The sequence below is a fragment of the Azospirillum mesophilum genome (assembly GCF_053470405.2).
Genome location: NZ_JBPXMQ020000036.1, coordinates 24319 through 47121, shown reverse-complemented (window position 1 = coordinate 47121; position 22803 = coordinate 24319). Strand labels below are relative to the sequence as shown.

22 protein-coding genes are annotated in these 22803 nt (G+C 69.1%); 15 read left to right on the top strand and 7 right to left on the bottom strand.

Annotated features, from left to right (window positions below; translation table 11 throughout):
• The first annotated feature begins 14 nt into the window (after positions 1-14).
• From ACSVC7_RS25595 to ACSVC7_RS25555, 9 genes are all read left to right on the top strand, one after another.
• The gene (locus ACSVC7_RS25595) at positions 15-965 is read left to right on the top strand and encodes a bifunctional riboflavin kinase/FAD synthetase (RefSeq protein ID WP_448207544.1); all 951 of its coding nucleotides are present in this window, start codon (positions 15-17) and stop codon (positions 963-965) included.
• A 1-nt stretch (position 966) separates the two neighbouring features.
• Positions 967-1158: a hypothetical protein gene (locus tag ACSVC7_RS25590; protein WP_448207545.1), complete on the top strand. Its 192-nt coding sequence runs from the start codon at positions 967-969 to the stop codon at positions 1156-1158.
• Positions 1159-1167: 9 nt separating this feature from the next.
• A complete protein-coding gene (locus ACSVC7_RS25585) occupies positions 1168-1770 on the top strand; it encodes a GDSL-type esterase/lipase family protein (protein ID WP_448207546.1) in 603 nt (200 codons plus the stop codon).
• Between the two features lie 84 nt (positions 1771-1854).
• Positions 1855-2550, top strand: coding sequence for an orotate phosphoribosyltransferase (locus ACSVC7_RS25580; protein WP_448207547.1), 696 nt, complete (start codon positions 1855-1857; stop codon positions 2548-2550).
• A gap of 375 nt (positions 2551-2925) precedes the next feature.
• Positions 2926-5781 (top strand): isoleucine--tRNA ligase, encoded by a 2856-nt coding sequence (ileS, locus tag ACSVC7_RS25575; protein ID WP_448207548.1) that lies wholly within the window; start codon positions 2926-2928, stop codon positions 5779-5781.
• Positions 5782-5905: 124 nt separating this feature from the next.
• Complete coding sequence (lspA, locus tag ACSVC7_RS25570; RefSeq protein ID WP_448207549.1) at positions 5906-6409, top strand: signal peptidase II; 504 nt, start codon at positions 5906-5908, stop codon at positions 6407-6409.
• A 59-nt stretch (positions 6410-6468) separates the two neighbouring features.
• Positions 6469-7056: a DUF3035 domain-containing protein gene (locus ACSVC7_RS25565; protein ID WP_448207550.1), complete on the top strand. Its 588-nt coding sequence runs from the start codon at positions 6469-6471 to the stop codon at positions 7054-7056.
• Positions 7057-7137: 81 nt separating this feature from the next.
• Positions 7138-8517 carry a M16 family metallopeptidase gene (locus ACSVC7_RS25560; RefSeq protein WP_448207551.1) on the top strand — a complete coding sequence of 460 codons (1380 nt, stop codon included), beginning with the start codon at positions 7138-7140 and terminating at the stop codon, positions 8515-8517.
• Between the two features lie 124 nt (positions 8518-8641).
• Entirely contained in the window at positions 8642-9985 is a 1344-nt protein-coding gene (locus ACSVC7_RS25555) for a M16 family metallopeptidase (RefSeq protein ID WP_448207552.1), read from the top strand.
• A 12-nt stretch (positions 9986-9997) separates the two neighbouring features.
• Here ACSVC7_RS25555 and ACSVC7_RS25550 read toward each other — a convergent pair whose 3' ends face one another.
• Positions 9998-10168, bottom strand: coding sequence for a hypothetical protein (locus tag ACSVC7_RS25550; protein ID WP_448207553.1), 171 nt, complete (start codon positions 10166-10168; stop codon positions 9998-10000).
• A gap of 172 nt (positions 10169-10340) precedes the next feature.
• On the opposite strand from ACSVC7_RS25550, the gene pgi reads away from it, so the two are divergent.
• The 4 genes from pgi (at position 10341) to mutL (ending at position 15853) form a co-directional block, all read left to right on the top strand.
• Positions 10341-11984, top strand: coding sequence for a glucose-6-phosphate isomerase (pgi, locus tag ACSVC7_RS25545; RefSeq protein ID WP_448207554.1), 1644 nt, complete (start codon positions 10341-10343; stop codon positions 11982-11984).
• Positions 11985-12645: 661 nt separating this feature from the next.
• Positions 12646-13479 (top strand): hypothetical protein, encoded by an 834-nt coding sequence (locus ACSVC7_RS25540; protein ID WP_448207555.1) that lies wholly within the window; start codon positions 12646-12648, stop codon positions 13477-13479.
• Between the two features lie 90 nt (positions 13480-13569).
• On the top strand, positions 13570-13842 hold the full coding sequence (locus ACSVC7_RS25535; RefSeq protein ID WP_448207556.1) for a hypothetical protein: 273 nt from the start codon (positions 13570-13572) through the stop codon (positions 13840-13842).
• Positions 13843-13954: 112 nt separating this feature from the next.
• Positions 13955-15853, top strand: a complete 1899-nt coding sequence (mutL, locus tag ACSVC7_RS25530) for a DNA mismatch repair endonuclease MutL (protein ID WP_448207557.1) — start codon at positions 13955-13957, stop codon at positions 15851-15853.
• A 10-nt stretch (positions 15854-15863) separates the two neighbouring features.
• Here the strand turns inward: mutL and copM are convergent, their stop codons facing one another.
• The 3 genes from copM to ACSVC7_RS25515 all read right to left on the bottom strand — a co-directional run bounded on the left by copM (position 15864) and on the right by ACSVC7_RS25515 (position 18630).
• The gene (copM, locus tag ACSVC7_RS25525) at positions 15864-16322 is read right to left on the bottom strand and encodes a CopM family metallochaperone (protein ID WP_448207558.1); all 459 of its coding nucleotides are present in this window, start codon (positions 16320-16322) and stop codon (positions 15864-15866) included.
• A 123-nt stretch (positions 16323-16445) separates the two neighbouring features.
• A complete protein-coding gene (locus ACSVC7_RS25520) occupies positions 16446-16847 on the bottom strand; it encodes a cytochrome c maturation protein CcmE (protein ID WP_448207559.1) in 402 nt (133 codons plus the stop codon).
• Between the two features lie 121 nt (positions 16848-16968).
• Entirely contained in the window at positions 16969-18630 is a 1662-nt protein-coding gene (locus ACSVC7_RS25515; RefSeq protein ID WP_448207560.1) for an alpha-amylase family protein, read from the bottom strand.
• Between the two features lie 251 nt (positions 18631-18881).
• On the opposite strand from ACSVC7_RS25515, the gene ACSVC7_RS25510 reads away from it, so the two are divergent.
• A complete protein-coding gene (locus ACSVC7_RS25510; protein WP_448207561.1) occupies positions 18882-20066 on the top strand; it encodes a calcium-binding protein in 1185 nt (394 codons plus the stop codon).
• Here the strand turns inward: ACSVC7_RS25510 and rsmD are convergent.
• From rsmD to ACSVC7_RS25495, 3 genes are all read right to left on the bottom strand, one after another.
• Positions 20057-20632 carry a 16S rRNA (guanine(966)-N(2))-methyltransferase RsmD gene (rsmD, locus tag ACSVC7_RS25505; RefSeq protein WP_448207562.1) on the bottom strand — a complete coding sequence of 192 codons (576 nt, stop codon included), beginning with the start codon at positions 20630-20632 and terminating at the stop codon, positions 20057-20059. The two genes, ACSVC7_RS25510 and rsmD, sit on opposite strands and share 10 nt — an antisense overlap.
• Complete coding sequence (locus ACSVC7_RS25500) at positions 20613-21863, bottom strand: pseudouridine synthase (RefSeq protein WP_448207563.1); 1251 nt, start codon at positions 21861-21863, stop codon at positions 20613-20615. The genes rsmD and ACSVC7_RS25500 overlap by 20 nt, the downstream gene beginning before the upstream one ends.
• A gap of 75 nt (positions 21864-21938) precedes the next feature.
• Positions 21939-22148 carry a dodecin gene (locus ACSVC7_RS25495; RefSeq protein ID WP_448207564.1) on the bottom strand — a complete coding sequence of 70 codons (210 nt, stop codon included), beginning with the start codon at positions 22146-22148 and terminating at the stop codon, positions 21939-21941.
• Between the two features lie 137 nt (positions 22149-22285).
• Between ACSVC7_RS25495 and ACSVC7_RS25490 the strand changes: the two genes are divergently transcribed.
• Positions 22286-22726: a nucleoside deaminase gene (locus ACSVC7_RS25490; protein WP_448207587.1), complete on the top strand. Its 441-nt coding sequence runs from the start codon at positions 22286-22288 to the stop codon at positions 22724-22726.
• The last annotated feature ends 77 nt before the right edge of the window (positions 22727-22803 follow it).

The following is a 22803-nucleotide window of genomic DNA, read 5'->3' as shown; positions in this document are numbered from 1 at the left end:
CAGGGCGTGCACGCATGCGATTGTTCCGACACACCGCCGACCTGCCGGCCGACGCCCGAGGGGCCGTCGTGGCGCTTGGCAACTTCGACGGGGTGCACCGCGGCCATCAGGAAGTGATCCGGACCGCCCAGCGCATCGCCGGCGAACTTGGCGCCCCCTCCGCCGTCCTGACGTTCGAGCCGCACCCGCGCTCCGTCTTCCGGCCGGCCGACGCGCCCTTCCGCCTCTCGCCTTTTCGCGTGAAGGCCCGCCACATCGAGGCGCTGGGCGTCGACCTCCTGTTCGTCTGCCACTTCGACGAAAGCTTCCTGCACAAGACCGCCGACGCCTTCATCGAGGAAGATCTCGTGAAGGGGCTGGGCGTGCGGCACATCGTCTGCGGCTACGACTTCCTGTTCGGCCACGGGCGCGGCGGCGACCCCGCCCTGCTGACGCGCGCGGGCACCAAATACGGCTTCGGCGTGACCGAGGTCGGGCCGGTGTCCGACGAGACGGGCGGCGTCTACTCCTCCACCCGCGTGCGCGACGCGCTGGTCGCCGGCAACCCGCGCGAGGCCGCCCGCCTGCTCGGCTGGCCCTGGGAGATCGAGGGTCGCGTCGAGCATGGCGACCACAAGGGCCGCACCATCGGCTTCCCCACCGCGAATGTGGAGCTGGCCGATTATCTGCGCCCGGCCTTCGGCGTCTACGCGGTGCGCACCGGCGTGGACCACGGCCCCGATACGGTCTGGCGCGACGGCGTGGCGAACCTGGGCCGCCGCCCGACCGTCGGCGGTACGGTGGAGCGGCTGGAGACCCACCTGTTCGATTTCGACGGCGACCTCTACGGCCAGCACCTGCGCGTGCAACTGGTCGAGTTCCTGCGCCCGGAGCGCAGGTTCGCCAGCTTCAACGACCTGAAGGACCAAATCGTCCGCGACGCCGAGGCGGCGCGCGCCGTGCTTGCCAAGCGGGAGGATGTGTGACGTGGACCGGGTGATTCTGCTGATCTTCATCCTGAACCAGGGCGGCCCGACGACCGTCGATTTCGCCTCGCTGGAGCAATGCCGCGCGGCCGAGCCGACCATTGCCCAGGTCTACCGCGAGATGACCGGCAACAACGTGCTGACCCGCTGCATCCGTCTGAACCTGCCGGCCCTGAACCCACCGGCAAAGTGACCTTACGCGATGCGCATCTGCTTCTTTGGCGACAGCTTCGTGAACGGCACCGGCGACGACACCTGCCTGGGCTGGGTTGGTCGCGTGTGCTCCGCCGCCCGTGCCACCGGGCATGACGTCACCGTCTACAACCTCGGCATCCGGCGCGACACCAGCGCCGACATCGCCGCGCGCTGGCGGCGGGAGGCGGAGGCCCGGCTGCCCGCCGGGCAGGACGGAAGGCTCGTCTTCGGCTTCGGGGTGAACGACTGCACCCCCGGCGATGACGGCGGCGTGCGCGTGTCCCCCGCCAAGTCCCTGGCGAACGCCGAGGCGATCCTCTCCGCCGCGCGGGCCTGGAAGCCGACCCTCATGATCGGCCCGCTGCCCGTCGGCGACGACCCGGCCACGGACGAGCGCATCGCCGCGCTGTCCCGCGACCTGGCCGCGCTCTGCGCCCGCCTGGACGTGCCCTTCCTCGACGTCTTCCCGGCCATGGCCGCCAACGGGACCTGGCGGCGCGAGGCCGCCTTGAACGATGGCAGCCACCCGAACGCGGGGGGATATGCGGCTCTGGCCGACCTGATCGGCGGCTGGAGCGCGTGGCGGTCCTGGTTCGCCCGCCCGGCATAGGCCACGCAAGCTCCCCCCATTGCGATTCGCGCTCCGGGGGGCTACACACGGGGCAGATTGAGCCTCCGTGGGAGCCGTTTTCCGATGTCCACCTCCGCCGCCCTGCCCGATCGGGCGACCATTGCCGCGACCGCGGCGAAGATCCTGCTGGAAATCAAGGCGCTGCACTTCAACGCCGACCAGCCCTTCATCTTCACCTCGGGCTGGGCGAGCCCGGTCTACACCGACTGCCGGCGCATCGTGTCCTTCCCGCGCGCCCGCAAGGCGCTGATGGACTTCGCCGTCGCGACCATCGAGCGCGAGATCGGGTACGAGAGCATCGACGCGGTGGCCGGCGGCGAGACGGCGGGCATCCCCTTCGCCGCCTGGATCGCGGAGCGGCTGGAACTGCCGATGCAGTATGTCCGCAAGAAGCCCAAGGGCTTCGGCCGCAACGCCCAGATCGAGGGCGTGCTGACCGAGGGGCAGCGGGTCATCCTGGTCGAGGACCTCGCCACCGACGGCAAGAGCAAGGAAAACTTCGTCACGGCGCTGCGCAACGGCGGTGCCGTGGTGACCGACAGCTTCGTGATCTTCCACTACGGCATCTTCCCGCAGTCGAAGACCAACATGGAGAAGATCGGCGTCCGCCTGCACGAGCTGTGCACCTGGTGGGACGTGCTGAAGGTCGCCCGCGACAACCAGTATTTCGACACCAACACCCTGACCGAGGTCGAAAAGTTCCTGAACGACCCGGTGAGCTGGTCCGCCGCCCACGGCGGCAAGGCCAGCTTCGACTGAGGTCGTAAGGAGAGGCAGGCTTACGCGTTTGACTTCTTAACCCTCTCCCCTCCGGGGAGAGGGTGGCCCGGAGGGCCGGTGAGGGGGGTGCGCATGGCACCGCGTCCGGCAAAAGCGCAACCCCCTCACCCTAACCCTCTCCCCGGAGGGGAGAGGGGATGCCAAACGCGATTGCCCTGTAAGGAGAGGCCCCACGCCTTGACCGCACCGCACACACGGCTAATATCCCGCGCCATGATGTTTTCGGCGTGGGTCATGACGCGTTCGGCGCGAATTACCGGCCCGGCTCTCTGAGGAGGGCCGGGACAACCCTTCCCGTGTGTGCGTCGGGGGCCTGAACGCCGCCGCCCGACGGTTCTTCTTCAGGATTCCCCGATGACCCGCGACTACAAGTCCACCGTCTTCCTCCCGCGCACCGACTTCCCCATGCGCGGCGGCCTGCCGACCAAGGAGCCCGAGCTGCTGAAGCGCTGGGAGGACATGAACCTCTTCCAGCGGCTGCGCGACACGGCCAAGGGGCGGGAGAAGTTCATCCTCCACGACGGCCCGCCCTACGCCAACGGCAACATCCACATCGGGCACGCGGTCAACAAGGTGCTGAAGGACGTCATCGTCCGCTCGCGCCAGATGCAGGGCTTCGATTCCAACTACGTCCCCGGCTGGGACTGCCACGGCCTGCCCATCGAGTGGAAGATCGAGGAGAAGTACCGGGCGGAAGGCAAGGACAAGGATCAGGTTCCGCTCAATCAGTTCCGCGCCGAATGCCGCCAGTTCGCCCAGCATTGGGTGAACGTGCAGGCCGGCGAGTTCCGCCGCCTGGGCGTGGAGGGCAACTGGGCCAACCCCTACCTGACCATGACCCTGCCCGCCGAGGCGCAGATCGTCCGCGAAATCCACAAGTTCGCGGCGAACGGCGGCCTGTACAAGGGTGCGAAGCCGGTCATGTGGTCGGTGGTGGAGAAGACCGCGCTGGCCGAGGCGGAGATCGAGTATCACGACCACACCTCCACCACCGTCTTCGCGCGCTTCGCCATCTGGGGCTCGCCGACGCCGGAGGTGGACGACGCCAACATCGTCATCTGGACGACCACGCCCTGGACCCTGCCGGGCAACCGCGCCATCGCCTTTGGTGCCGAGATCGAATACGCGGTCTACAAGGTGCTGGCGGTCGAGGAAGGCAGCCTCGCCGAGGTGGGCGAGCGGCTCGTGCTGGCCACCGCGCTGGCCGAGAACGTCTTCAAGGAAGCCAAGATCACCGAGGCGCGGCAGCTCCACCGCTTCCCCGGCTCGCGTCTGGCCGGCGGCTACTGCCATCACCCGCTGACCCGCAGCGGCTATGACTTCAAGGTGCCGCTGCTGGCCGGCGACTTCGTCACCACCGACGCCGGCACCGGCTTCGTCCACATCGCCCCCGGCCACGGCGAGGACGACTTCCACCTGGGTCAGGCCAACGGCATTGAGGTGCCGCAGACCGTGGGCGAGGACGGCCGCTACTACGACCATGTCCCGCTCTTCGCGGGCCTGCGCGTCTACACGGCCGAGGGCAAGCCGGGCGAGGCCAACGGCGCCGTGCTGAAAGCCTTCGCGGAGGTCGGCGCGCTGCTCGCCAAGGGCAAGATCAAGCACAGCTACCCGCACAGCTGGCGGTCCAAGGCGCCGCTGATCTTCCGCACGACTCCGCAGTGGTTCATCTCCATGGAGACGAACGACCTGCGCAAGACCGCGCTGAAGGCCATCGCCGACACCAAGTGGTTCCCGGCCCAGGGCGAGAACCGCATCCGCTCGATGATCGAGCAGCGTCCGGACTGGTGCATCAGCCGCCAGCGCGCCTGGGGCGTGCCCATCGCCCTGTTCGTCCGCAAGGAGACCGGCGAGATCCTGCGCGACCAGGAGGTCTTCGAGCGCATCGCGACGATCTTCGAGAAGGAAGGCTCCGACGCGTGGTTCGCCCGCCCGGCGCAGGACTTCCTGGGCAACGCCCACCGCGCCGACGATTACGAGCAGGTCAAGGACATCGTGGACGTGTGGTTCGAGTCCGGCTCGACCCACGCCTTCGTGCTGGAGCAGCGGCCGGAGCTGAAGTGGCCGGCGTCGCTGTACCTTGAGGGATCCGACCAGCACCGCGGCTGGTTCCACTCCTCGCTGCTGGAAAGCTGTGGCACGCGCGGCCGCGCGCCCTACGACGCGGTGCTGACGCACGGCTTCACGCTCGACGAGCAGGGCCGCAAGATGTCCAAGTCGCTGGGCAACGTCGTCGCCCCGCAGGAGGTCTGCGACAAGTACGGCGCCGACATCCTGCGCCTCTGGGTGGTCAGCACCGACTACACCGAGGATCAGCGCATCGGCCCGGAGATCATCAAGTACCAAGCCGACCACTACCGCCGCCTGCGCAACACGCTGCGCTACATCCTGGGAGCGCTGGCCGACTACACGCCCGCCGAGCGCATCGCCGTGTCGGAGATGCCGGAGCTGGAGCGCTGGGTCCTGCACCGCCTGTCGGAGCTGGACGCGCTGGTCCGCGCGAAGATCGAAGCCTACGACTTCCACGACCTGTCCGTGGCGATCCACAATTTCTGCGCCGTGGAGCTGTCGGCCTTCTACTTCGACGTCCGCAAGGACAGCCTCTACTGCGACGCGGTCGATTCGGTCCGCCGCCGCTCGGTCCGCACGGTGATGGAGCATCTGCTCTCCACCCTGACCGCGTGGCTGGCCCCGATCCTCTGCTTCACCGCGGAGGAGGCGTGGCTCGCCCGTCCGGAGGGCCTGACGGGTGTTGAGGGCTGGACCGAGGAGAGCGTGCACCTGCGCGTCTTCCCGACCATCCCCGCCGACTGGCGCAACGATGAGCTGGCCGCCAAGTGGGAGGCGATCCGCAACGTCCGCCGCGTCGTCACCGGTGCCTTGGAGCTGGAGCGCGCCAACAAGATGATCGGCTCGTCCCTCCAGGCCGAACCGACCGTCCTGGTGGACGCCGCGACCAAGGCCCTGCTGTCGGACGTGGACTTCGCCGAGATCTGCATCACTTCGCAGATCAAGGTTGAGGAAGGCGGCGCGCCTGAAGGCGCCTTCACCCTGCCCGACGTGGCCGGCATCGCCGTGGTGCCCGGTCTGGCGGGCGGCGAGAAGTGCGAGCGCTGCTGGAAGATCCTGCCGGAGGTCGGCACGGACACGGCCCACCCGACGTTGTGCCTCCGTTGCGCCGAAGCCGTGGGCACCGAACCGGCGTTCTAAGCTGTTGCCCCCTCCCCATCCCTCCCCCGCTTCGCGGGAGAGGGGGCCTCAATCCCCTCCACCGCCAAAGGCGGGGGAGGGTTAGGGAGGGGGCACAGCGCTTTCCACTCCCCGGAGTTCGTTCATGAGCACCCTCTCCGCGTCCGGAACCCGCAGCGTCACGGCCTTCGGCCTGATCGTCGCCGCGGTGGTGGTCGTCCTCGACCAGCTGTCCAAATGGTGGGTGCTGGAGGTGGTGATGCAGCCGGCGCCGCACGTCGTCGAGGTCACCCCCTTCTTCAACCTCGTGCTGGCCTGGAACACGGGCGTCAGCTTCGGCACCTTCGGCAGCTCCTACGCCTTCATGCCCTATGTGCTGAGCACGGTGGCGATGGCCATCGTCGTGGCCCTGCTTCTGTGGCTGCGCCAGTCGGACCGGCGCTTCGTGGCGCTGGCCATCGGCATGATCGTCGGCGGGGCCATCGGCAACGTCATCGACCGCTTCCGCTTCGGGGCGGTGGCCGACTTCCTCGACTTCCACCTCGGGAGCTGGCATTTTTACATCTTCAACGTCGCCGACAGCGGAATCAGCGTCGGCGTGGCGCTTCTGGTGCTCGACGGACTGTTCGCGGGCCGCGAAAAGTCGTAAGAGATCAGGCGACGGAGCCGCTATAAGGGACGCGGCCTGACAGACGACGGGACTTGAACGTGACCATCCTTTCCTCCGCCTCCTCCACCCTGCGGCTTCGTGGCAAGCCGATGCTGGGCTTGGCGCTCGTCGCGCTGGCGCTTGCCGGATGCTCGGACGTCCGCCGCTCCATCGGATTCGACCGGCAGAGCCCGGACGAGTTCACCGTCGTGTCCCGTGCGCCGCTGACCGTGCCGCCCGATCTGGCCGCCCTGCCGAAGCCGCGCCCCGGCGCGCCGCGCCCGCAGGACGCCACGCCGACCTCGGTCGCCGCCGCCTCCGTCTTCGGCGGCACCTCGCGCGCCGTGATGACCGGCAAGTCGCAGGGCGAGTCGGCCCTGATCGCCCAGGCCGGCGCCAAGAGCGGCATTGAGCCGGACATCCGCAACAAGGTCGACCAGGAGACCACGCAGCTCATCGTCGCCGACAAGCGCTGGATCGACTCGCTGCTGTTCTGGCAAAAGCAGGAGCAGCCCTACGAGGTCGTCGACCCGAAGAAGGAGTCGCAGCGACTGCGCGAGGCCCAGGCCCAGGGCAAGTCGCTCAACGACGGCACCGTCCCCACCATCGAGCGCAAGCGCAAGGCGCCGCTGGAAGGATTGTTCTAAGCCTCCCGGCGCACCAATATCAGGGGGCGTTCCTCGCACGGGGAACGCCCCTTTTGTTTTTCCGAAAGAACGAGAGGCTTCATGTCCGCCAGAGGCCCGCTCCGCCGTCTCGCCACGGCCGCCATGCTCGCCCTGGGCCTCGCCCTGGGCATCGTCACCGCCACGCCCGCCTTCGCCGTCGAAAAGGGCGTCTTCTTCCCCGAGACCTTCACGCTGTCCAACGGCATGCAGGTGGTGGTGGTCACCAACCGCCGCGTGCCGGTGGTCACGCACATGGTCTGGTACAAGGTCGGGGCGGCGGACGAGCCGCGCGGCGTGTCGGGCATCGCCCATTTCCTGGAACATCTGATGTTCAAGGGGACGGAGCAGATCCCGCCCGGCGCCTTCAGCCGCATCGTCGCCAAGAACGGCGGGCGCGACAACGCCTTCACCTCCTGGGACTACACGGCCTACTACCAGAACGTCGCCCGCGACCGGCTGGAGCTGGTCATGAAGATGGAGGCCGACCGCATGTCGAACCTCCGCCTGACCGACGAGGTCGTCTATCCCGAGCGCGACGTGATCATCGAGGAGCGCCGCCAGCGCATCGAGAACGAACCCGCCGACCGCATCGGGGAGCAGATCAACGCCACCCTCTACGTCCACCATCCCTACGGCACCCCGGTCATTGGCTGGCCGCAGGAGATGTCCACCCTGACGCGGGAGGAGGCGGAGAGCTTCTACAAGACGTGGTACACGCCCAACAACGCGATCCTGGTCGTCTCCGGCGACGTGACCGCGGAGGAGCTGAAGCCGCTCGCGGAGAAATACTACGGCGCCATCGCCGCCCGCCCCATTCCCGAGCGCAGCCGCGTGCAGGAGCCGCCCATCGGCGCCGCCCGCCGCGTGATCCTGCGCGACGAGGAGGTGCGGCAGCCCTCCATCCGGCGCAACTGGCTGGCCCCCTCCTACCGGACCGACACGGCGGGCTACGCCTATCCGCTCCAGGTCCTGTCGGAGGTGATGAGCGGCGGTCCGACCTCGCGCCTCTACCGCAGCCTCGTGGTGGACCAGCGCGTGGCCACCTCCGCGTGGCTCGGCTACAGCCCGTCCTCCTGGGACCTGACCACGTTGGGCGCCGGCGCCATCCCGGCGGCCGGCGTCCCCATGGACAAGCTGGAAGCGGCGCTTGAGGCGGAGATCCGGACGCTCCTCGAAAAAGGCGTTACCGAGGAGGAGGTCGCCACCGCCAAGAAGCGCATGCTGGCGGAGGCCGCCTACGCCCGCGACAGCCTAACCGGCCCGGCCCAGTCGCTGGGCTCCGCGCTCGCCACCGGCCAGACCATCGACGACGTGGAAAACTGGCCCGTGCGCATCGACGCCGTGACCGCCGATCAGGTCAACGCTGCGGCCCGCGCCGTGCTGGGCAAGACCAACCACGTCACCGGCCTTCTGCTGCCGCTTCAGGATAAGGGAAGCTGAGATGACCGTGCGCGCCGTGCCCCCTCCCCCCCACGCTGGCGCGTGGGTCCCTCCCTCCCCCGCTATCGCGGTGGAGGGCCAAATTCCCTCTCCCGCGAAGCGGGGGAGGGTTAGGGAGGGGGCAATGCTCCTCCCAATCCTCGCCCTCCTCCTGACCGCCTTCACCGCCCTCACCCTCTCGAACCCCGCCCACGCCATCGAGATCAAGCGCGTGGTCAGCCCCGGTGGGATCGAGGCGTGGCTGGTGGAGGACCACAAGGTTCCCGTCATCGCCATCGAATGGGCGTTCGAGGGCGCCGGGGCCGCCGACCCCAAGGGGAAGGACGGCCTCGCCAACCTCGCCGCGCGCACGCTGGACGAGGGCGCCGGCCCTTACGACAGCCAGGCCTTCGCGGCGCGGCTCCAGGACAACGCCATTGCGCTGGGCTTCGACGCCGGGCGCGATGCCTTCAGCGGCAACCTGCGCACCCTCAGCGACCGCCGCGACGAGGCGTTCGAACTGGCGCGCCTGTCCCTGACCGAGCCGCGCTTCGACCAGGAGGCGGTGGAGCGCATGCGCGCCGCGGTGCTGTCCAGCCTGCGGCGAGACCAAGCAGACCCGAATTACGTCGCGCGGCGCCTGTTCTACGCGACCGCCTACCCCGGCCACCCCTACGGCGACGAGATCCGCGGCACGCTGGAGTCGCTGCCCACCATCACCCCCGACGACCTGCGCGCCTTCGTGAAGAACCAGTTCGGCCGCGACCGGCTGCTGGTCACCGCCACCGGCGACATCGCGCCGGACGATCTGGGCCGCGCGCTCGACCGCGTCTTCGGCGCCCTGCCGGCCAAGGCGACGCTGCCCGACATCCCCGACGTGGAGCCGAAGGGCCTGGGCGAGACGCTCGTCGCCACGCGCCCGACCGCGCAGACGGTCATGCTGATGGGCCAGCCGGGCATCCGGCGCGCCGATCCGGACTGGTACGCGGCCACGATCATGAACTACGTGCTGGGCGGCGGCGGTTTCGGCTCCCGCCTGATGGAGGAGGTGCGGGAGAAGCGCGGCCTGTCCTACGGCGTCTACAGCTACTTGATCTCGCTGGACCATTCGGCGCTGGTGATGGCCGGCGGCAACACGGTGAACGCCAAGGCCGGCCAAGCGCTGGACATCATGCGCCAGGAGTGGAAGCGCATGGACGAGGGCGGCGTCACCGACCAGGAGCTGGCCGACGCCAAGACCTACCTGACCGGCTCCTTCCCGCTGCAGTTCAGCAGCACCCAGGCCATCGCGCGCATCCTGCTGCAGGTCCGGCGCGACCGGCTGGGCATCGACTATCTGGACAAGCGCGACGCGCTGATCAACGCCGTGACAAAGGCCGACGTGCAGCGGGTCGCGCAGCGCCTTCTGGACCCCGCCCGTCTGCTGACCGTGCTGGTCGGCCGCCCCGAGGGCGTCACCGCCACCCGCACGCTGGATGGCGGCAGCTGATAAGGGCCGTAGCTAGGCCAAATCCGGCTGGGCTCCGGGAAAGCGCGGATCCCCCGGCTCCACGGGTTTCCCCGGCACCTTGCCGGGGATGATCCCGATCTGGTCGGGCCGGGGATCCTCCCGGCGTTCCTTCTCCGACGGGGCGGGGGGCGGCTTCGCCGTGTCGTCCTTTTCGTCGATCATCACGTTCTCCCAGGCGTTCTCCTGTCCTGAAAAGAACACAGGGACGGCCGCGCCCGTTGCACAGTCCGTCCTTGCATAACTTTCGTGTGCATGCGATGCGCGCTTTGGCGCGTACCCGTCCAGCGCGTTTTGGTGTTACGCTTCGCGCACGCGTTAAGGAGGCAAAAGCCCGATGTCCGCGCTCACCCGTTCGCCCGCCTGGGAAGCCCTGACCCGTCACCGCGGGGAGGTCGCCGGCCTCCACATGCGCGACCTGTTCGCCGCCGACCCCGACCGCTTCGCCCGCTTCTCGCTGGAAGCCTGCGGCCTGCTGTTCGATTATTCGAAGAATCGCATCACCGAAGACACGCGCGCCCTGCTGCTCGATCTCGCCCGCCAGCAGCGGGTGGAGGACTGGCGCGACCGCATGTTCGCCGGCGAGCGGATCAACATCACCGAGGACCGCGCCGTCCTGCACACCGCGCTGCGCAACCGCTCCAACCGCCCCGTGCTGGTGGACGGGCAGGACGTGATGCCGGAGGTGAACGCGGTGCTGCGCCGCATGGAGCGATTCGTCAAACAGGTGCGCGACGGCGCCTGGACCGGCTACACCGGCCACCCGATCACCGACGTGGTGAACATCGGCATCGGCGGCTCCGACCTCGGCCCGGTGATGGTGACGGAGGCGCTGACCCCCTACCTGCACCCGCAGATCGGCGTGCATTTCGTCTCCAATGTCGACGGCACCCACATCAGCGAGACGCTGGAGTGGCTGGACCCGGAGACGACGCTGTTCGTCATCGCGTCCAAGACCTTCACGACGCAGGAGACGCTGACCAACGCCCACACCGCCCGCCGCTGGTTCCTGGAGAGCGCGGGCGACCCGGCCCACGTCGCCAAGCATTTCGTCGCCGTCTCCACCAACGAGGCGGAGGTGCGGAAGTTCGGCATCGACCCGGCGAACATGTTCGGCTTCTGGGACTGGGTCGGCGGCCGCTATTCCCTATGGTCGGCCATCGGCCTGCCGATCGCGCTCGGCATCGGCATGGACCGCTTCTACGAGCTGCTGTCCGGCGCCCACGCCATGGACGAGCATTTCCGCACGGCCCCGCTGGACCGCAACATGCCGGTGCTGATGGCGATGCTGGGCGTTTGGTACGTGAATTTCTGGGGTGCGAAGTCGCACGCCGTCCTGCCCTACGACCAATACCTGCACCGCTTCCCCGCCTACCTCCAGCAACTGGACATGGAGAGCAACGGCAAGTCGGTGGACCGCCAGGGCGACCGCGTGGACTACGCCACCGGCCCCGTGGTGTTCGGCGAGCCGGGCACCAACGGACAGCACGCCTTCTACCAGCTGATCCACCAGGGGACGGAGCTGGTTCCGGCCGACTTCCTCGCCCCCGCCGAGACCCACAACCCCATCGGCGACCACCACCGCATCCTGCTGTCGAACTTCTTCGCCCAGCCGGAAGCGCTGATGCGCGGCAAGACCGCCGACGAGGTGCGCGCCGAGATGACCAAGGCCGGCAAGCCGCAGGAGGCCATCGAACCGCTCGTCCCCCACCGCGTGTTCGAGGGCAACAAGCCGTCCAACAGCATCCTGTTCAAAAAGCTGGACCCGGCCACGCTCGGCGCCCTGATCGCGCTGTACGAGCACAAGGTGTTCGTGCAGGGCATCGTGTGGAACATCAACAGCTTCGACCAGTGGGGCGTGGAGCTTGGCAAGCAGCTTGCCGGCAAAATCCTCCCCGAACTCCAGAACGGCCCCACCGCCGCCCTGACCCACGACAGCTCCACCAACGGCCTGATCGCCTGGTACCGCCAGCATCGCTGAACCGGCAAACCTGATTCCCTCTCCCGCACAGCGGGGGAGGGTTAGGGAGGGGGCAAAGGAAAGTGTTAGGGAGAGGGAGCCCCCCCAACAAACCCCTTGCACCGCCACCCATTCAACCGTACCCTCCCGCCCATGAACCCCGTGCGACACACCTCCTCCGCCCTCCTGGGGCGATTTTGGTACCGCTGGTACAGACCGGCGGCCTAGGTATCGCACACCCACGATGCACCCAAAGCCGCCCGACCTGAGGCGGCTTTTGTGTTTTCAGCACCCGGTGCACGCACAGTCCCGCCACAGCGTCGAAGCGGCCTCCCAACGAACCGGAGGTCACATCATGTTGGATTTCGATTTCGACGTCGTCACCGGCCCCTCCCAGGCCACCTGCCCCGCCGCCCCCGCTGAGCCGAAGCCCCAGGAGGAGCGACGCCCCGAGGAGGCGAAAGCCCCGGCCTGACGCGCCGGTGCCTGAATGCCCGCCCCTGCGACCGCCCCAGCCCTCGTTCCCGGACCACGGGAGAGGGTTGGGCCGGGCCATGCCCCTGCCACGTCCCCGCGTAAGGTTCTTTCGGCCGCATGGACAATCCTTGCCGTTTGCGGCATGGTGAACCGCCACCGCAGGCTGCGGAATGCGCAACCGAAACACCAGACGCGAGGGGAAGCCATGCCCGCCACCGACGCCATCGGATCGACGGCCACCGCGCCCGCAACCTTCGGCACGGTCGGCGCGAGACCGGCAGCCCCCGCCTCCACCCCGGAACCCGCACCCACCTCCGCTCCAAACCGGCGCCTGACCGACATCGTCAACCTGTCTCCCGAGGCGATCCGCGTCATGGATGCGCACGCGGTGACCCTCACCATTCCGGAGTCCAAGGGCTCCGCGTCTCCCGAACTGGACCTTGGTTTCGCGCGCCACGAATACGTGCTGAAGCAGGGCGAGTACCGGGGAAAGGCCATGGAACTCCTGCGCCAGACGCTTGGCCTGTCCGATGACCAACCCTTCATGCTGGGCGGGGCGGCCAACGCTCTGCTGGACGAGGTCGCATCGCGGAACGGCCTGGAAAAGCCCGAAATGCCGGCGGCCCTGCGCGAATCCGGGATGAAGGACCCGTTCGAGGAGGACGCGAAGGCCGAAAGCGGCGTCATCGGCATCGGCATGCCGGGCAGCGGCAAGGAAGTGCAGATCGCCTTCGACCGCCGGGCCATCAGCTCCCTTGCGTCCGGGTCCAAGCTGCTGGCGGTTCCGCTGAACGCCGCCAACGACCAGACCGGGCCGCTGATCGGCGCGATCAAGGAAAGTTCGCTGGGACGCTTCACAGACGTCCGGAGCAAAGACCAAAACGGCAAGGGCGCCAGCCTGTGGGCGGTGACCGATGGCCGCACCGACCCGAATGCCCGCCTGTTCGCCACCATCCGCTCCGTCGGCATGGACGACACCGCCGCCGACACGGCGTCCAGCGTGCTGAAGGCGCTGAAGCGGTTGTACAGCCCCGCGTGAGCGCCGCCGGCCGGAATGCCTGCCTTTGTAGGTTGAGATAACGGCTTGCCGGGTATAGGATAAGGCGTTCAGGAACCGGAGCGCGTCCCCATGGCGGAACCGACGACCAGCGACATCCTCGCCGCAATCGCGGATCTGAAGACCTACATGGACAAGCGCTTTTCCGCCGTCGACGCCGAATTCGGCAAGGTCCGCGGCGAAATGGCTGAGTTCAAAGCCGAAATCCGCGGCGAACTGGCCGAGTTCAAAGCCGAGGTCCGCGGCGAATTCAAGGCCGTAAACGCCCGGCTGGACGAGCAGCGCCAGACCATCAACGCCCTGATCCCAACCCGCATCGCCGCGGTTCCGCCCGCCGCCGAATGATCCGGTTCCGGTCGGCCGGTCGTTCGGCTCTCTGGCCGTCGCGCTTTTCCCACACCCCCACCACCCTCCGCGCGTGGTGGTATTCCGCCATCTAGCCTACTATATTTGGGCCATGCCGATCCGCATGTTGCCCGACACGCTCGTCAACCGCATCGCCGCCGGCGAGGTGATCGAGCGGCCCGCCGCCGCCGTCAAGGAACTGGTCGAGAACGCCATCGACGCCGGGGCCACCCGCATCGACGTGGTGGTGCGCGACGGCGGCAAGTCGCTGATCACCATCACCGACGACGGCTGCGGCATGGCTCCGGACGAGTTGTCGCTGGCGGTGGAGCGCCACGCCACGTCCAAGCTGCCGTCGGACGACTTGCTGGACATCCGGTCCCTGGGCTTCCGGGGGGAGGCGCTGCCCTCCATCGGCGCGGTCAGCCGGCTGACGCTCACCAGCCGCCCGCGCGGGGCGGACAGCGCCTGGGCGCTGACCGTGGACGCCGGGGCCAAGGGCGCGCCCCAGCCCGCAGCGCTCGCCCAGGGCACCCGCGTGGAGGTGCGCGACCTGTTCGCCGCCGTGCCCGCCCGGCTGAAGTTCCTGAAGGCCGCCCGCACGGAGTTCGAGCACATCGCCGACTGCATCGAACGCCTCGCCATGGCGCATCCCGGCGTGGCCTTCACGCTGGACGGCGACGGCCGCTCGGCGCTGCGCCTGTCGGCCGCGCAGGGCGAGTTGCTGGACGCGCGGCTGACCCGACTCGGCGCGCTGATGGGGCGGGACTTCCAGGACAACGCCGTGCCGGTCCAGGCGACGCGTGAGGGCGTGACGCTGGCCGGCTGGATCGGGCTGCCGACCCTGCACCGCCCCACCGCCCGCCACCAGCACCTGTTCGTGAATGGCCGGCCGGTGCGGGACAAGCTGATGGTCGGCGCGGTGCGCGCCGCCTACGCCGACTTCCTGCCGCGCGACCGCCACCCGATGCTGGCGCTGTTCCTCGACCTCGACCCGCAGGAGGTGGACGTGAACGTCCACCCGGCCAAGGCGGAGGTGCGCTTCCGCGACCAGGGCCTCGTGCGCGGCCTGATCGTCGGCGCGCTGAAGCACGCGCTGGCCGAGGCCGGGCACCGCGCCTCCACCACCGTGGGTCTGGCGACGCTCGGCGCCCTGCGGCCGGAGGTGGCGGAGGATGCGCCGGGCGCCCCCGCCGCGCCGCGCCCCCTTCCCTACGGGAACCCGGTGCAGTCCTGGGGTGGGAGCTACGGCGCCTCCGTGCCGCGCGGACTGGCCGACCGGGCCACGGCCTTCCAGGCGCCCCACCAGATGCCCCACCAGATGCCGTTGCCGCCCTTGCAGGGACGGCTCGCCGGCTGGCAGGCCGCCCCCGCCGCCCGCCCGCCGGAGTACGGCGCACCGGCCCCGGCCAGCGCGCCGCCGCTGGAGAGCCACCCGTTGGGGGCCGCCCGCGCGCAGCTCCACAACACCTACATCGTGGCCCAGACCGCCGAGGGCATCGTCATCGTGGACCAGCACGCCGCCCACGAGCGGCTGGTCTATGAGCGGATGAAGACCGCCCTGCTGGAAGGCGGGGTCAAGCGGCAGGCCCTGCTGATCCCGGAGGTGGTGGAGCTGGACGAGCCTTCCGCCAACCGCCTGCTGGGCCGCGCCGCCGAGCTGGCGGAGCTTGGGCTGGTGGTGGAGGGCTTCGGTCCCGGCTGCGTCATGGTGCGCGAGGTGCCCGCCCTGCTCGGCCAGAGCGACGTGAAGAGCCTCGTCCGCGACCTCGCCGAGGAGCTGGCGGAGTTGGGCGACGCCCTCTCGCTCAAGGAAAAGCTTGAGGACGTCTGCGGCACCATGGCCTGCCACGGCTCCGTCCGCGCCGGCCGCGCGCTCGGCATCGAGGAGATGAACGCCCTGCTCCGCCAGATGGAGGCCACCCCCCACAGCGGCCAATGCAACCACGGCCGCCCCACCTATGTGGAGCTGAAGCTGGCCGACATCGAAAGGCTGTTCGGGCGGCGGTGAGGGGGCCTTCTTACTTGGACGCCGGCTTGGCCGGGTGTTGCCGGATCCAGTCCTGAAGCTGCTGGACCTCCTTCGTCTGGTCGTCGATGACCTTCTGGGCCATGGCTTTCAGTTCGGGGTCCTGGCCGTACTGAAGCTGCACGCGGGCCATGTCGATGGCGCCTTGGTGGTGGGCCGCCATCATCCGGGCGAAGTCCTGGTCGGCGTTGCCGGTCATGGGCTTGTGCATGTCCTGGTTCATTTTGCGCATGCTCTGCATGTAGGCCCGCGAGGCCGGGTCCTTGGGCGTGGCCTGCGCCCGCTGGCCGCCCTGCTGGTGCATGCCCGGACCGTGCTCCATCATGCCGGGCGGAGCTGTCTGGGGTTGCGCCTGCTGGGGTTGCGCCTGCTGGGCCGCCGCGGGTCCGGCGAGCAGGACCGCCATGACGCCCAAGGGGGCGATGGCGCTGCGAAGTCGACGAGCGGTCATGGTGCGCTCCTTCTCTGCGTTGGGCCGGGTGGGGGTTGGGGGCCGGTCGCCCACCCCCAATCCCCATATCACCGTCATCAAATGAACGAACGGCCTCGCCCACGGTTCCAGGCGCCGCTCCTCTCAGTCATCGTCGCTGTCCCGCTGCGCGTCGCGGGCGGTCCGCGTGGCCGCACCGTGCGAGGTCCCGTCCGCCAGGATGATCTCGCTGGCCTTCATCCCGCCGTGCTTGGCGCGCCCGACGACCGTGATCGGATCGCCCGGACGGATGCCCTCCGGCAAAAAGTCCCGCGCAGCCACGTTCGTCTCCCCGGACTCGTCGCGGACGGTCAGCCATGTGGCGCCAACCTCCGTGACCGAGCCGACGACGGTGCCGCCGCCGGTCCGGAGCACCTCCGCGACCGGCTTCGGCGCCGAGGCCTGGACCGGGGCGTGCTTCTGGTCGGCCTGGGCCGTGCCGGCGCCAAGCGCGATGCCGCCCGCCAGGGCCGCGGCGAGAAGGGCAAGGGTTTTCGAAGTGCGCATGTCCATTCCTCCATCACGAGGGCGATGAGCCGCCCTGTTGGAGAGAGAATGGCAAAGCGCAACTGAGCCGAGCCTGAACGGCCCGTTCAACCGGCGTTCAGGCGGCGATAAGGCGGCGGCCCTACCCCTCCGTCCGCCGCAGCAGGTAATCCAGCCCGCCCAGCCGGTACCAGCGGTAGCCGTAAGCCTCGATCACCAGATGGTGCTTGCCGTCGTCGCCGGGATCGCTGTGGTCTTCCGACAGCAGGTTGACCAGCCGCTCCGACTCCCCGCTCCCGCCGACGGCCAGGGCGATTTCGTGGGGCTTGTCGGCGAAGTTGTGGATGAACACCACGGAATTGTTCCGCCAGTCGTAGCGCATGGCCAGAACCGCCGGGGTCCCGGTCGACAGGATTTCGAAGTCGCCCCAGCCGATCTCCGGGCATTCCTTGCGCATGCGGATGATGCGTTCGGTCCAGTTCAGCAGCGCGTCCGGGTCACGGCGCTGGCGGGCGGCGTTGATGCGCTCGTAGCCGAAGATGCCGCCGCTGATGACCGGCAGGGTCGGCTTGTCGGACTTGGTGAAGCCGCCCTGCGGCTCGTCCGACCACTGCATGGGGGTGCGGGCGCAGTTGCGCTCCGGCAGGGACAGGTCGTCGCCCATGCCGATCTCGTCCCCGTAGCGGACCACCGGCGTGCCGGGCAGCGTGAACAGCAGGCTGTAGGCCAACTCCAGCCGCCGCCGGTCGCCGTGCAGCATGGGCGCCAGCCGGCGGCGGATGCCGCGGTCGTAGAGCTGCATGGACTTGTCCGGCCCGAAGGCCTCGAACACCTGCTGGCGCTGCTCATCGTCCAGGCGGCCGAGGTCGAGTTCGTCGTGGTTGCGCAGGAACAGGCCCCATTGGGCGGTTGCGGGGCGCGGCTTGGTCGCCTTCAGCGCCTTCACCAGCGGGCGGGTGTCGGCGGCCGCCATGGCGTAGAACAGGTTCTGGTTGACCTGGAAGTTGAACATCATGTGCATGCGGTCGCCGTCGTCGCCGAAATAGTCCATGTCGGTGTCCGGCAGGACGTTGGCCTCCGCCAGCAGCATGGCGTCGCCGCAGCGCCACTGCACGAACTCGCGGAACATCCGCAGCATGTCGAACTGCTCCACCGGCTTCTTCACGTCGGCGCCCTTGGTGGAGATGATGAAGGGCACGGCGTCCATGCGGAATCCGGACACGCCGAGTTCGATCCAGAAGCCCATGATCTTCAGCAGTTCCGCCTGCACCTCGGGGTTGGAGGTGTTGAGGTCCGGCTGGAAATCGTAGAAGCGGTGGAAGTAGTAGGCCTCGGCCTCCTTGTCCCAGCTCCAGGTGGTCTTCTGCACGCCGGGAAAGACCATGCCCTCGTCGGCGTTGGGGGGCTTCTTGTCGGACCAGACGTACCAGTTGCGGTGCTTGGAGTTCGGGTCCTTGCGCGCCGCCTGGAACCAGGGGTGCTGGTCGGAGGTGTGGTTGATCACGAGGTCGATGATCAGCCGGATGCCGCGCTGCTTGCAGCCGTGGCTGAACTCCACGAAGTCGCCCAACGTGCCGTAGCGCGGATCGACGCTGTAATAGTCCGCCACGTCGTAGCCGTCGTCCTTCATGGGGGAGGTCTGGAACGGTCCCAGCCACAGGCAGGTGACGCCCAGCCCGTGCAGATAGTCCAGCCGGCGCAGCAATCCCTGGAAGTCGCCGATGCCGTCGCCGTCGGCGTCCATGAAGGTGCCGAGCGACAGGTTGTAGATCACCGCGTTCTTGTACCAGAGATCCTTGATCATCGCGTGCCCCCAGCCCGGTCGCGGCGCCCGCCGCCGCTCGTCCTAGGCGACAACAGCGCCGAAGGTCCAAGGTGCCCGGACGCCATAACTCCAACGACAAAGGGCCGCCTAGGCCGGTAGGAGAATGGTTAAGGCATAGTTAATGTCACAAGAAGACCCCCGCTCCACGCCGCATGATGCGCTCCGGAACGCACCCAACCACACCAGAAACACCACACCAGCAACACGGGGTCCCTGCCATGAAGCGCGCCATGAGAAGCCATCCGCAGGCCAGCGGCTACACGTTCGGGAACAGCATCCCGGCCGCCCCCAAGGGGTCCGCCAAGGCGACCACCCTCGCGACGACGGCGACGGCCGCCGCCACGGCGCCCGCCCAGGCCCCCGCCCCGGCGCCCTTCGCCCCCGCCTCCATCGACTACATGGAAAACCGGGCCGATGGCGGCTTCGGCTGGGAGGTGAAGTACGACCTGGGCTTCGACGGAACAGCCTTCACGGTGCAGACGCGCATCCACCTGACCGGCGACAATCCCGGCGCGTTGCAGCAGGTGTGGGAACAGGGGATCGAGAACCTCTGGAACAACAAATACAGCCTGTCCGACGGCACCAACAGCTACGCCATCCGCTTCGACGTCCAGTTCGTCGCCGCCGGCAACGAGCATTACGACGTGACCGTCAACAACGCCAACGGCCGCAGCGACATGCTGGACTGGTGCACCCAGTCCGACTGGGGGCCGGACTATCAGGACGAATTGGCCGCGCACGAGTTCGGCCACATGATCGGCTGCTTCGACGAATACGCCGGCGGCGCCACCTACAACAGCTTCGCCGCCCCTGGGACGATCATGTCGGACCTGACCGACGCGCTGCGGCCCAACTACATGAACTCCATCGACTATTACGCCGAACATTTCACCGGCAAGACCTTCAGCATCGTGGACGCGCCGAAGAACCAGATCCTTTCCGGCACCGCCGCGAACGACAGCCTGTTCGGCGGCGACGCCAACGACTCGTTGAGCGGTCTGGGGGGCAACGACGAGTTGCTTGGCGGCGCCGGGCTGGACACGCTGTGGGGCGGCGACGGCCTGGACACGCTGCGCGGCGGGGCCGGCGACGACGCGCTGCACGGTGGGTTCGGGGCCGACCTGCTGATGGGCGACATCGGGAACGACACGCTGTGGGGCGATGCCGGCAACGACACGCTGTGGGGCGGCGCCGGGGCCGACGTCTTCGTCTTCGCCAAGGGCGGCGGGCGCGACCGCGTGGCCGACTTCAGCGCCGTGCAGGGCGACCACATCGCGCTGACCAAGGGGATGAGCTACCGCCTCGGGTCCGACGGCAAGGGCGGCGCCCTGCTCGACTTCGGCGGCGGCGACCAACTGACCCTCGCCGCCATCGCGCCGAACCAGGTCACCTCGGCCTTCTTCACCTACTCTTGAAAGCCATCGTAGCGCAGGAAATGGACGCGCGTGTCGCCGTAGCGGCGCTCGTCCAGCGCCACGAAGCCCGGCGGCGGGGGCAGCGGGTCACGCTCCCCCACCTCCACCACCAGGACGGCGCCGGGCGCCAGCCAGCCGGCCTTCGCCAGCCCTTCCAGCGCACGGGGCGCCAGCCCCTGGCCGTAGGGCGGATCAAGAAAAGCCAGCGTGCAGGGCCGCTTCGGCGGCGGGGGCTTGGTGGCGTCGGCGCGCAGGACGGCGGCGCGCTCCGTCTCCCCAAGCTCCGCGATGTTGGTCCGCACGGCGTCCAGCGCGGGCCGGCCCATGTCGAGGAAGCTGCCGTGCTCGGCCCCACGCGACAGGGCCTCCAGCCCCAGGGCGCCGGTGCCGCAGAAAGCGTCCACCACGACGGCGCCGTCGATCAGGTCGGCGCCGTCCGGTCCCCAGTCCGCGTGGGCGAGGATGTTGAAGATGGCCTCGCGGGTGCGGTCGGTGGTGGGACGGGTGTCGCGCCCGCCGGGGGCGGCCAGTCGCCGCCCGCGATGCCTACCGCCGACGATCCGCACGGGTCCGCTCCGGTCGCGCTCCGTCACCGCCGGTCTTGCCGCCAGGGCCGCCCCGTCCGGCGGGGCCGCGCGGCTTGGGACCCTGAGGGCCACCACCCGGCTTGCCACCACCCGGCTTGCCAGCGCCCGGCTTCACGCCCTTGAGGGTCAGCGTGCCCGGCTTGCCAGTCGATTTGGTGAGGGCCGGCTTGGCGGAGCCGGGCTTGCCCGAGGCAGCGGCAGCAGCAGCGGGCTTGGCCGGGCCACGGCGGTTCGATGCAGCCTTCGGCTCCGCCTTGGCCCAGCCGGCCTTGGCGTCGCGCGGCTTGGCGGCCTTCGCAACGCCCCCCTTTGCCGCGCCCTTCGCCGCATCGGGGGCCGGGGCGGACGCGTCAGCGGCCTTGGCGGCCAGCTTCGCGGCGCTCTTGCCGCCGCCGTTCCGTCCGCCGGTTTTGGCCTTCGGCTCCTCGGCCGGATCGGCGCCGGTGAAGAAGCGGGAGATCTGTTCCCGCACCACGCGCTTCGGCACCTCCTCGACGGCACCTTCCTCCAGCTTGCCCAGCTGGAAGGGGCCGTAGGCGACGCGGATCAGGCGGTTCACCTGAAGGCCCAGCGCCTCCATCACCTTGCGGATCTCGCGGTTCTTGCCTTCCTTCAGGCTGACGGTCAGCCAGGCGTTGCGGCCCTGGATGCGGTCCAGCACGGCCTCGATGGGGCCGTACTTCACACCCTCGATGGTCGGCCCCTTCTCCAACTCGGCCAGCTTCACCTCGTCCACCTCGCCGAAGACGCGCACGCGGTAGCGGCGCGTCCAGCCGGTGGCCGGAAGCTCCAGGAAGCGGGCCAGCTCGCCGTCGTTGGTCAGCAGCAGCAGCCCTTCGGTCGTCAGGTCGAGCCGGCCGATCGAGATGACGCGCGGCATGTCCGGCGGCAGCCTGTCGAAAACGGTGCTGCGCCCCTTTTCGTCGCGGGCGGTGGTGACCAGCCCCGACGGCTTGTAATAGCGCCAGAGCCGCGCCGGCTCCGGTTCCGGAATGGCCTTGCCGTCCACCTGGACGATGTCCCCCGGCCGCACCACGCAGGCCGGACTGTCCAGGGTCTTGCCGTTGACCGCGACGCGGCCTTCGGTGATCCAGCGCTCGGCGTCGCGGCGCGAGCACAGGCCCGCGCGCGCCAGCCGCTTGGCGATGCGCTCGCCGGCGTCAGGCTCGGCGGGGCTATGGTCGGTGTGTTCGAAATCGGGGGTGTCCATGGGCACGGACCATAGGGCTTGCCGGCCCCGCCCGCAACCCATGGCACGGGGCTTCCCACCGCTTTGTGCGACGCTTTATCCCTCCAGCCGGAAGCCGACCTTCATCACCACCTGGAACTGCGCCACCCGGCCGCCCTGCACGTTGCCCCGGATCTCGCCCACCTCGAACCAGTCCACGTTCTTCAGCGTCTTGGCTGCGCGTTCGACCCCGTTGCGGATGGCGTCGTCGATGGAGGTGTCCGCCGTGCCGACGATCTCCACCTTCTTGTAGACGGTGTTGTCCATGAGGGTCCTCCGTGGATGGATCCGGGTGCTGCAACCAGCGTGACCCCAACAGCGCGGGCGGGAAATCCGCACCTTGACGCAAGAGCGATCCACCGGGCAGGTTGCCCCGGATGAGCAGCACCGCCCTCCCCACCCCCATGGAAATCGCCTTTCAGGAGGCCGAGGCCGCCGCGCGCCGCGGCGAGGTGCCGGTCGGCGCCGTGGTGGTCGATCCCGCGACGGGCGCCGTCCTGGGCCGCGCCGGCAACCGGACGGAGGAGCTGAACGACCCCACCGCCCACGCCGAGGTGCTGGCGATCCGCCAAGCCTGCGCCACGCTGGGCGAACCGCGCCTGCCGGGCCTTGACCTCTACGTGACGCTGGAACCCTGCGCGCTCTGCGCGGCGGCGATCAGCTTCGCGCGGCTGCGGCGGGTCTATTTCGGCGCCTACGACCCCAAGGGGGGAGCGGTGGACCACGGCCCGCGCTTCTACCACCAGTCCACCTGCCACCACGCGCCGGAGGTCTACGGCGGCTTCGACGAGACGCGGGCGGGGGCTCTGCTGCGCGACTTCTTCCAGGCGCGCCGGCCCGGCTGACGGGCGCCCCCTGACTTTCGGCCGATTACACACGAGTGTCATGGAAGGGCGCTATGGTCCCGCGCAAAGCTTCCAAC

Bases quoted from the DNA above. Each gene is read 5' to 3' on its own strand.
- ACSVC7_RS25595 (WP_448207544.1), top strand. From the start codon at position 15: ATGCGATTGTTCCGACACACCGCCGACCTGCCGGCCGACGCCCGAGGG.
- ACSVC7_RS25550 (WP_448207553.1), bottom strand. From the start codon at position 10,168: ATGATCGACGAAAAGGACGACACGGCGAAGCCGCCCCCCGCCCCGTCG.
- ACSVC7_RS25535 (WP_448207556.1), top strand. From the start codon at position 13,570: ATGGCGGAACCGACGACCAGCGACATCCTCGCCGCAATCGCGGATCTG.
- ileS (WP_448207548.1), top strand. From the start codon at position 2,926: ATGACCCGCGACTACAAGTCCACCGTCTTCCTCCCGCGCACCGACTTC.
- ACSVC7_RS25490 (WP_448207587.1), top strand. From the start codon at position 22,286: ATGGAAATCGCCTTTCAGGAGGCCGAGGCCGCCGCGCGCCGCGGCGAG.
- ACSVC7_RS25510 (WP_448207561.1), top strand. From the start codon at position 18,882: ATGAGAAGCCATCCGCAGGCCAGCGGCTACACGTTCGGGAACAGCATC.
- ACSVC7_RS25520 (WP_448207559.1), bottom strand. From the start codon at position 16,847: ATGCGCACTTCGAAAACCCTTGCCCTTCTCGCCGCGGCCCTGGCGGGC.
- mutL (WP_448207557.1), top strand. From the start codon at position 13,955: ATGCCGATCCGCATGTTGCCCGACACGCTCGTCAACCGCATCGCCGCC.
- ACSVC7_RS25495 (WP_448207564.1), bottom strand. From the start codon at position 22,148: ATGGACAACACCGTCTACAAGAAGGTGGAGATCGTCGGCACGGCGGAC.
- ACSVC7_RS25500 (WP_448207563.1), bottom strand. From the start codon at position 21,863: ATGGACACCCCCGATTTCGAACACACCGACCATAGCCCCGCCGAGCCT.
- copM (WP_448207558.1), bottom strand. From the start codon at position 16,322: ATGACCGCTCGTCGACTTCGCAGCGCCATCGCCCCCTTGGGCGTCATG.
- ACSVC7_RS25560 (WP_448207551.1), top strand. From the start codon at position 7,138: ATGTCCGCCAGAGGCCCGCTCCGCCGTCTCGCCACGGCCGCCATGCTC.
- ACSVC7_RS25515 (WP_448207560.1), bottom strand. From the start codon at position 18,630: ATGATCAAGGATCTCTGGTACAAGAACGCGGTGATCTACAACCTGTCG.
- pgi (WP_448207554.1), top strand. From the start codon at position 10,341: ATGTCCGCGCTCACCCGTTCGCCCGCCTGGGAAGCCCTGACCCGTCAC.
- ACSVC7_RS25555 (WP_448207552.1), top strand. From the start codon at position 8,642: ATGCTCCTCCCAATCCTCGCCCTCCTCCTGACCGCCTTCACCGCCCTC.
- ACSVC7_RS25580 (WP_448207547.1), top strand. From the start codon at position 1,855: ATGTCCACCTCCGCCGCCCTGCCCGATCGGGCGACCATTGCCGCGACC.
- ACSVC7_RS25585 (WP_448207546.1), top strand. From the start codon at position 1,168: ATGCGCATCTGCTTCTTTGGCGACAGCTTCGTGAACGGCACCGGCGAC.
- lspA (WP_448207549.1), top strand. From the start codon at position 5,906: ATGAGCACCCTCTCCGCGTCCGGAACCCGCAGCGTCACGGCCTTCGGC.
- ACSVC7_RS25540 (WP_448207555.1), top strand. From the start codon at position 12,646: ATGCCCGCCACCGACGCCATCGGATCGACGGCCACCGCGCCCGCAACC.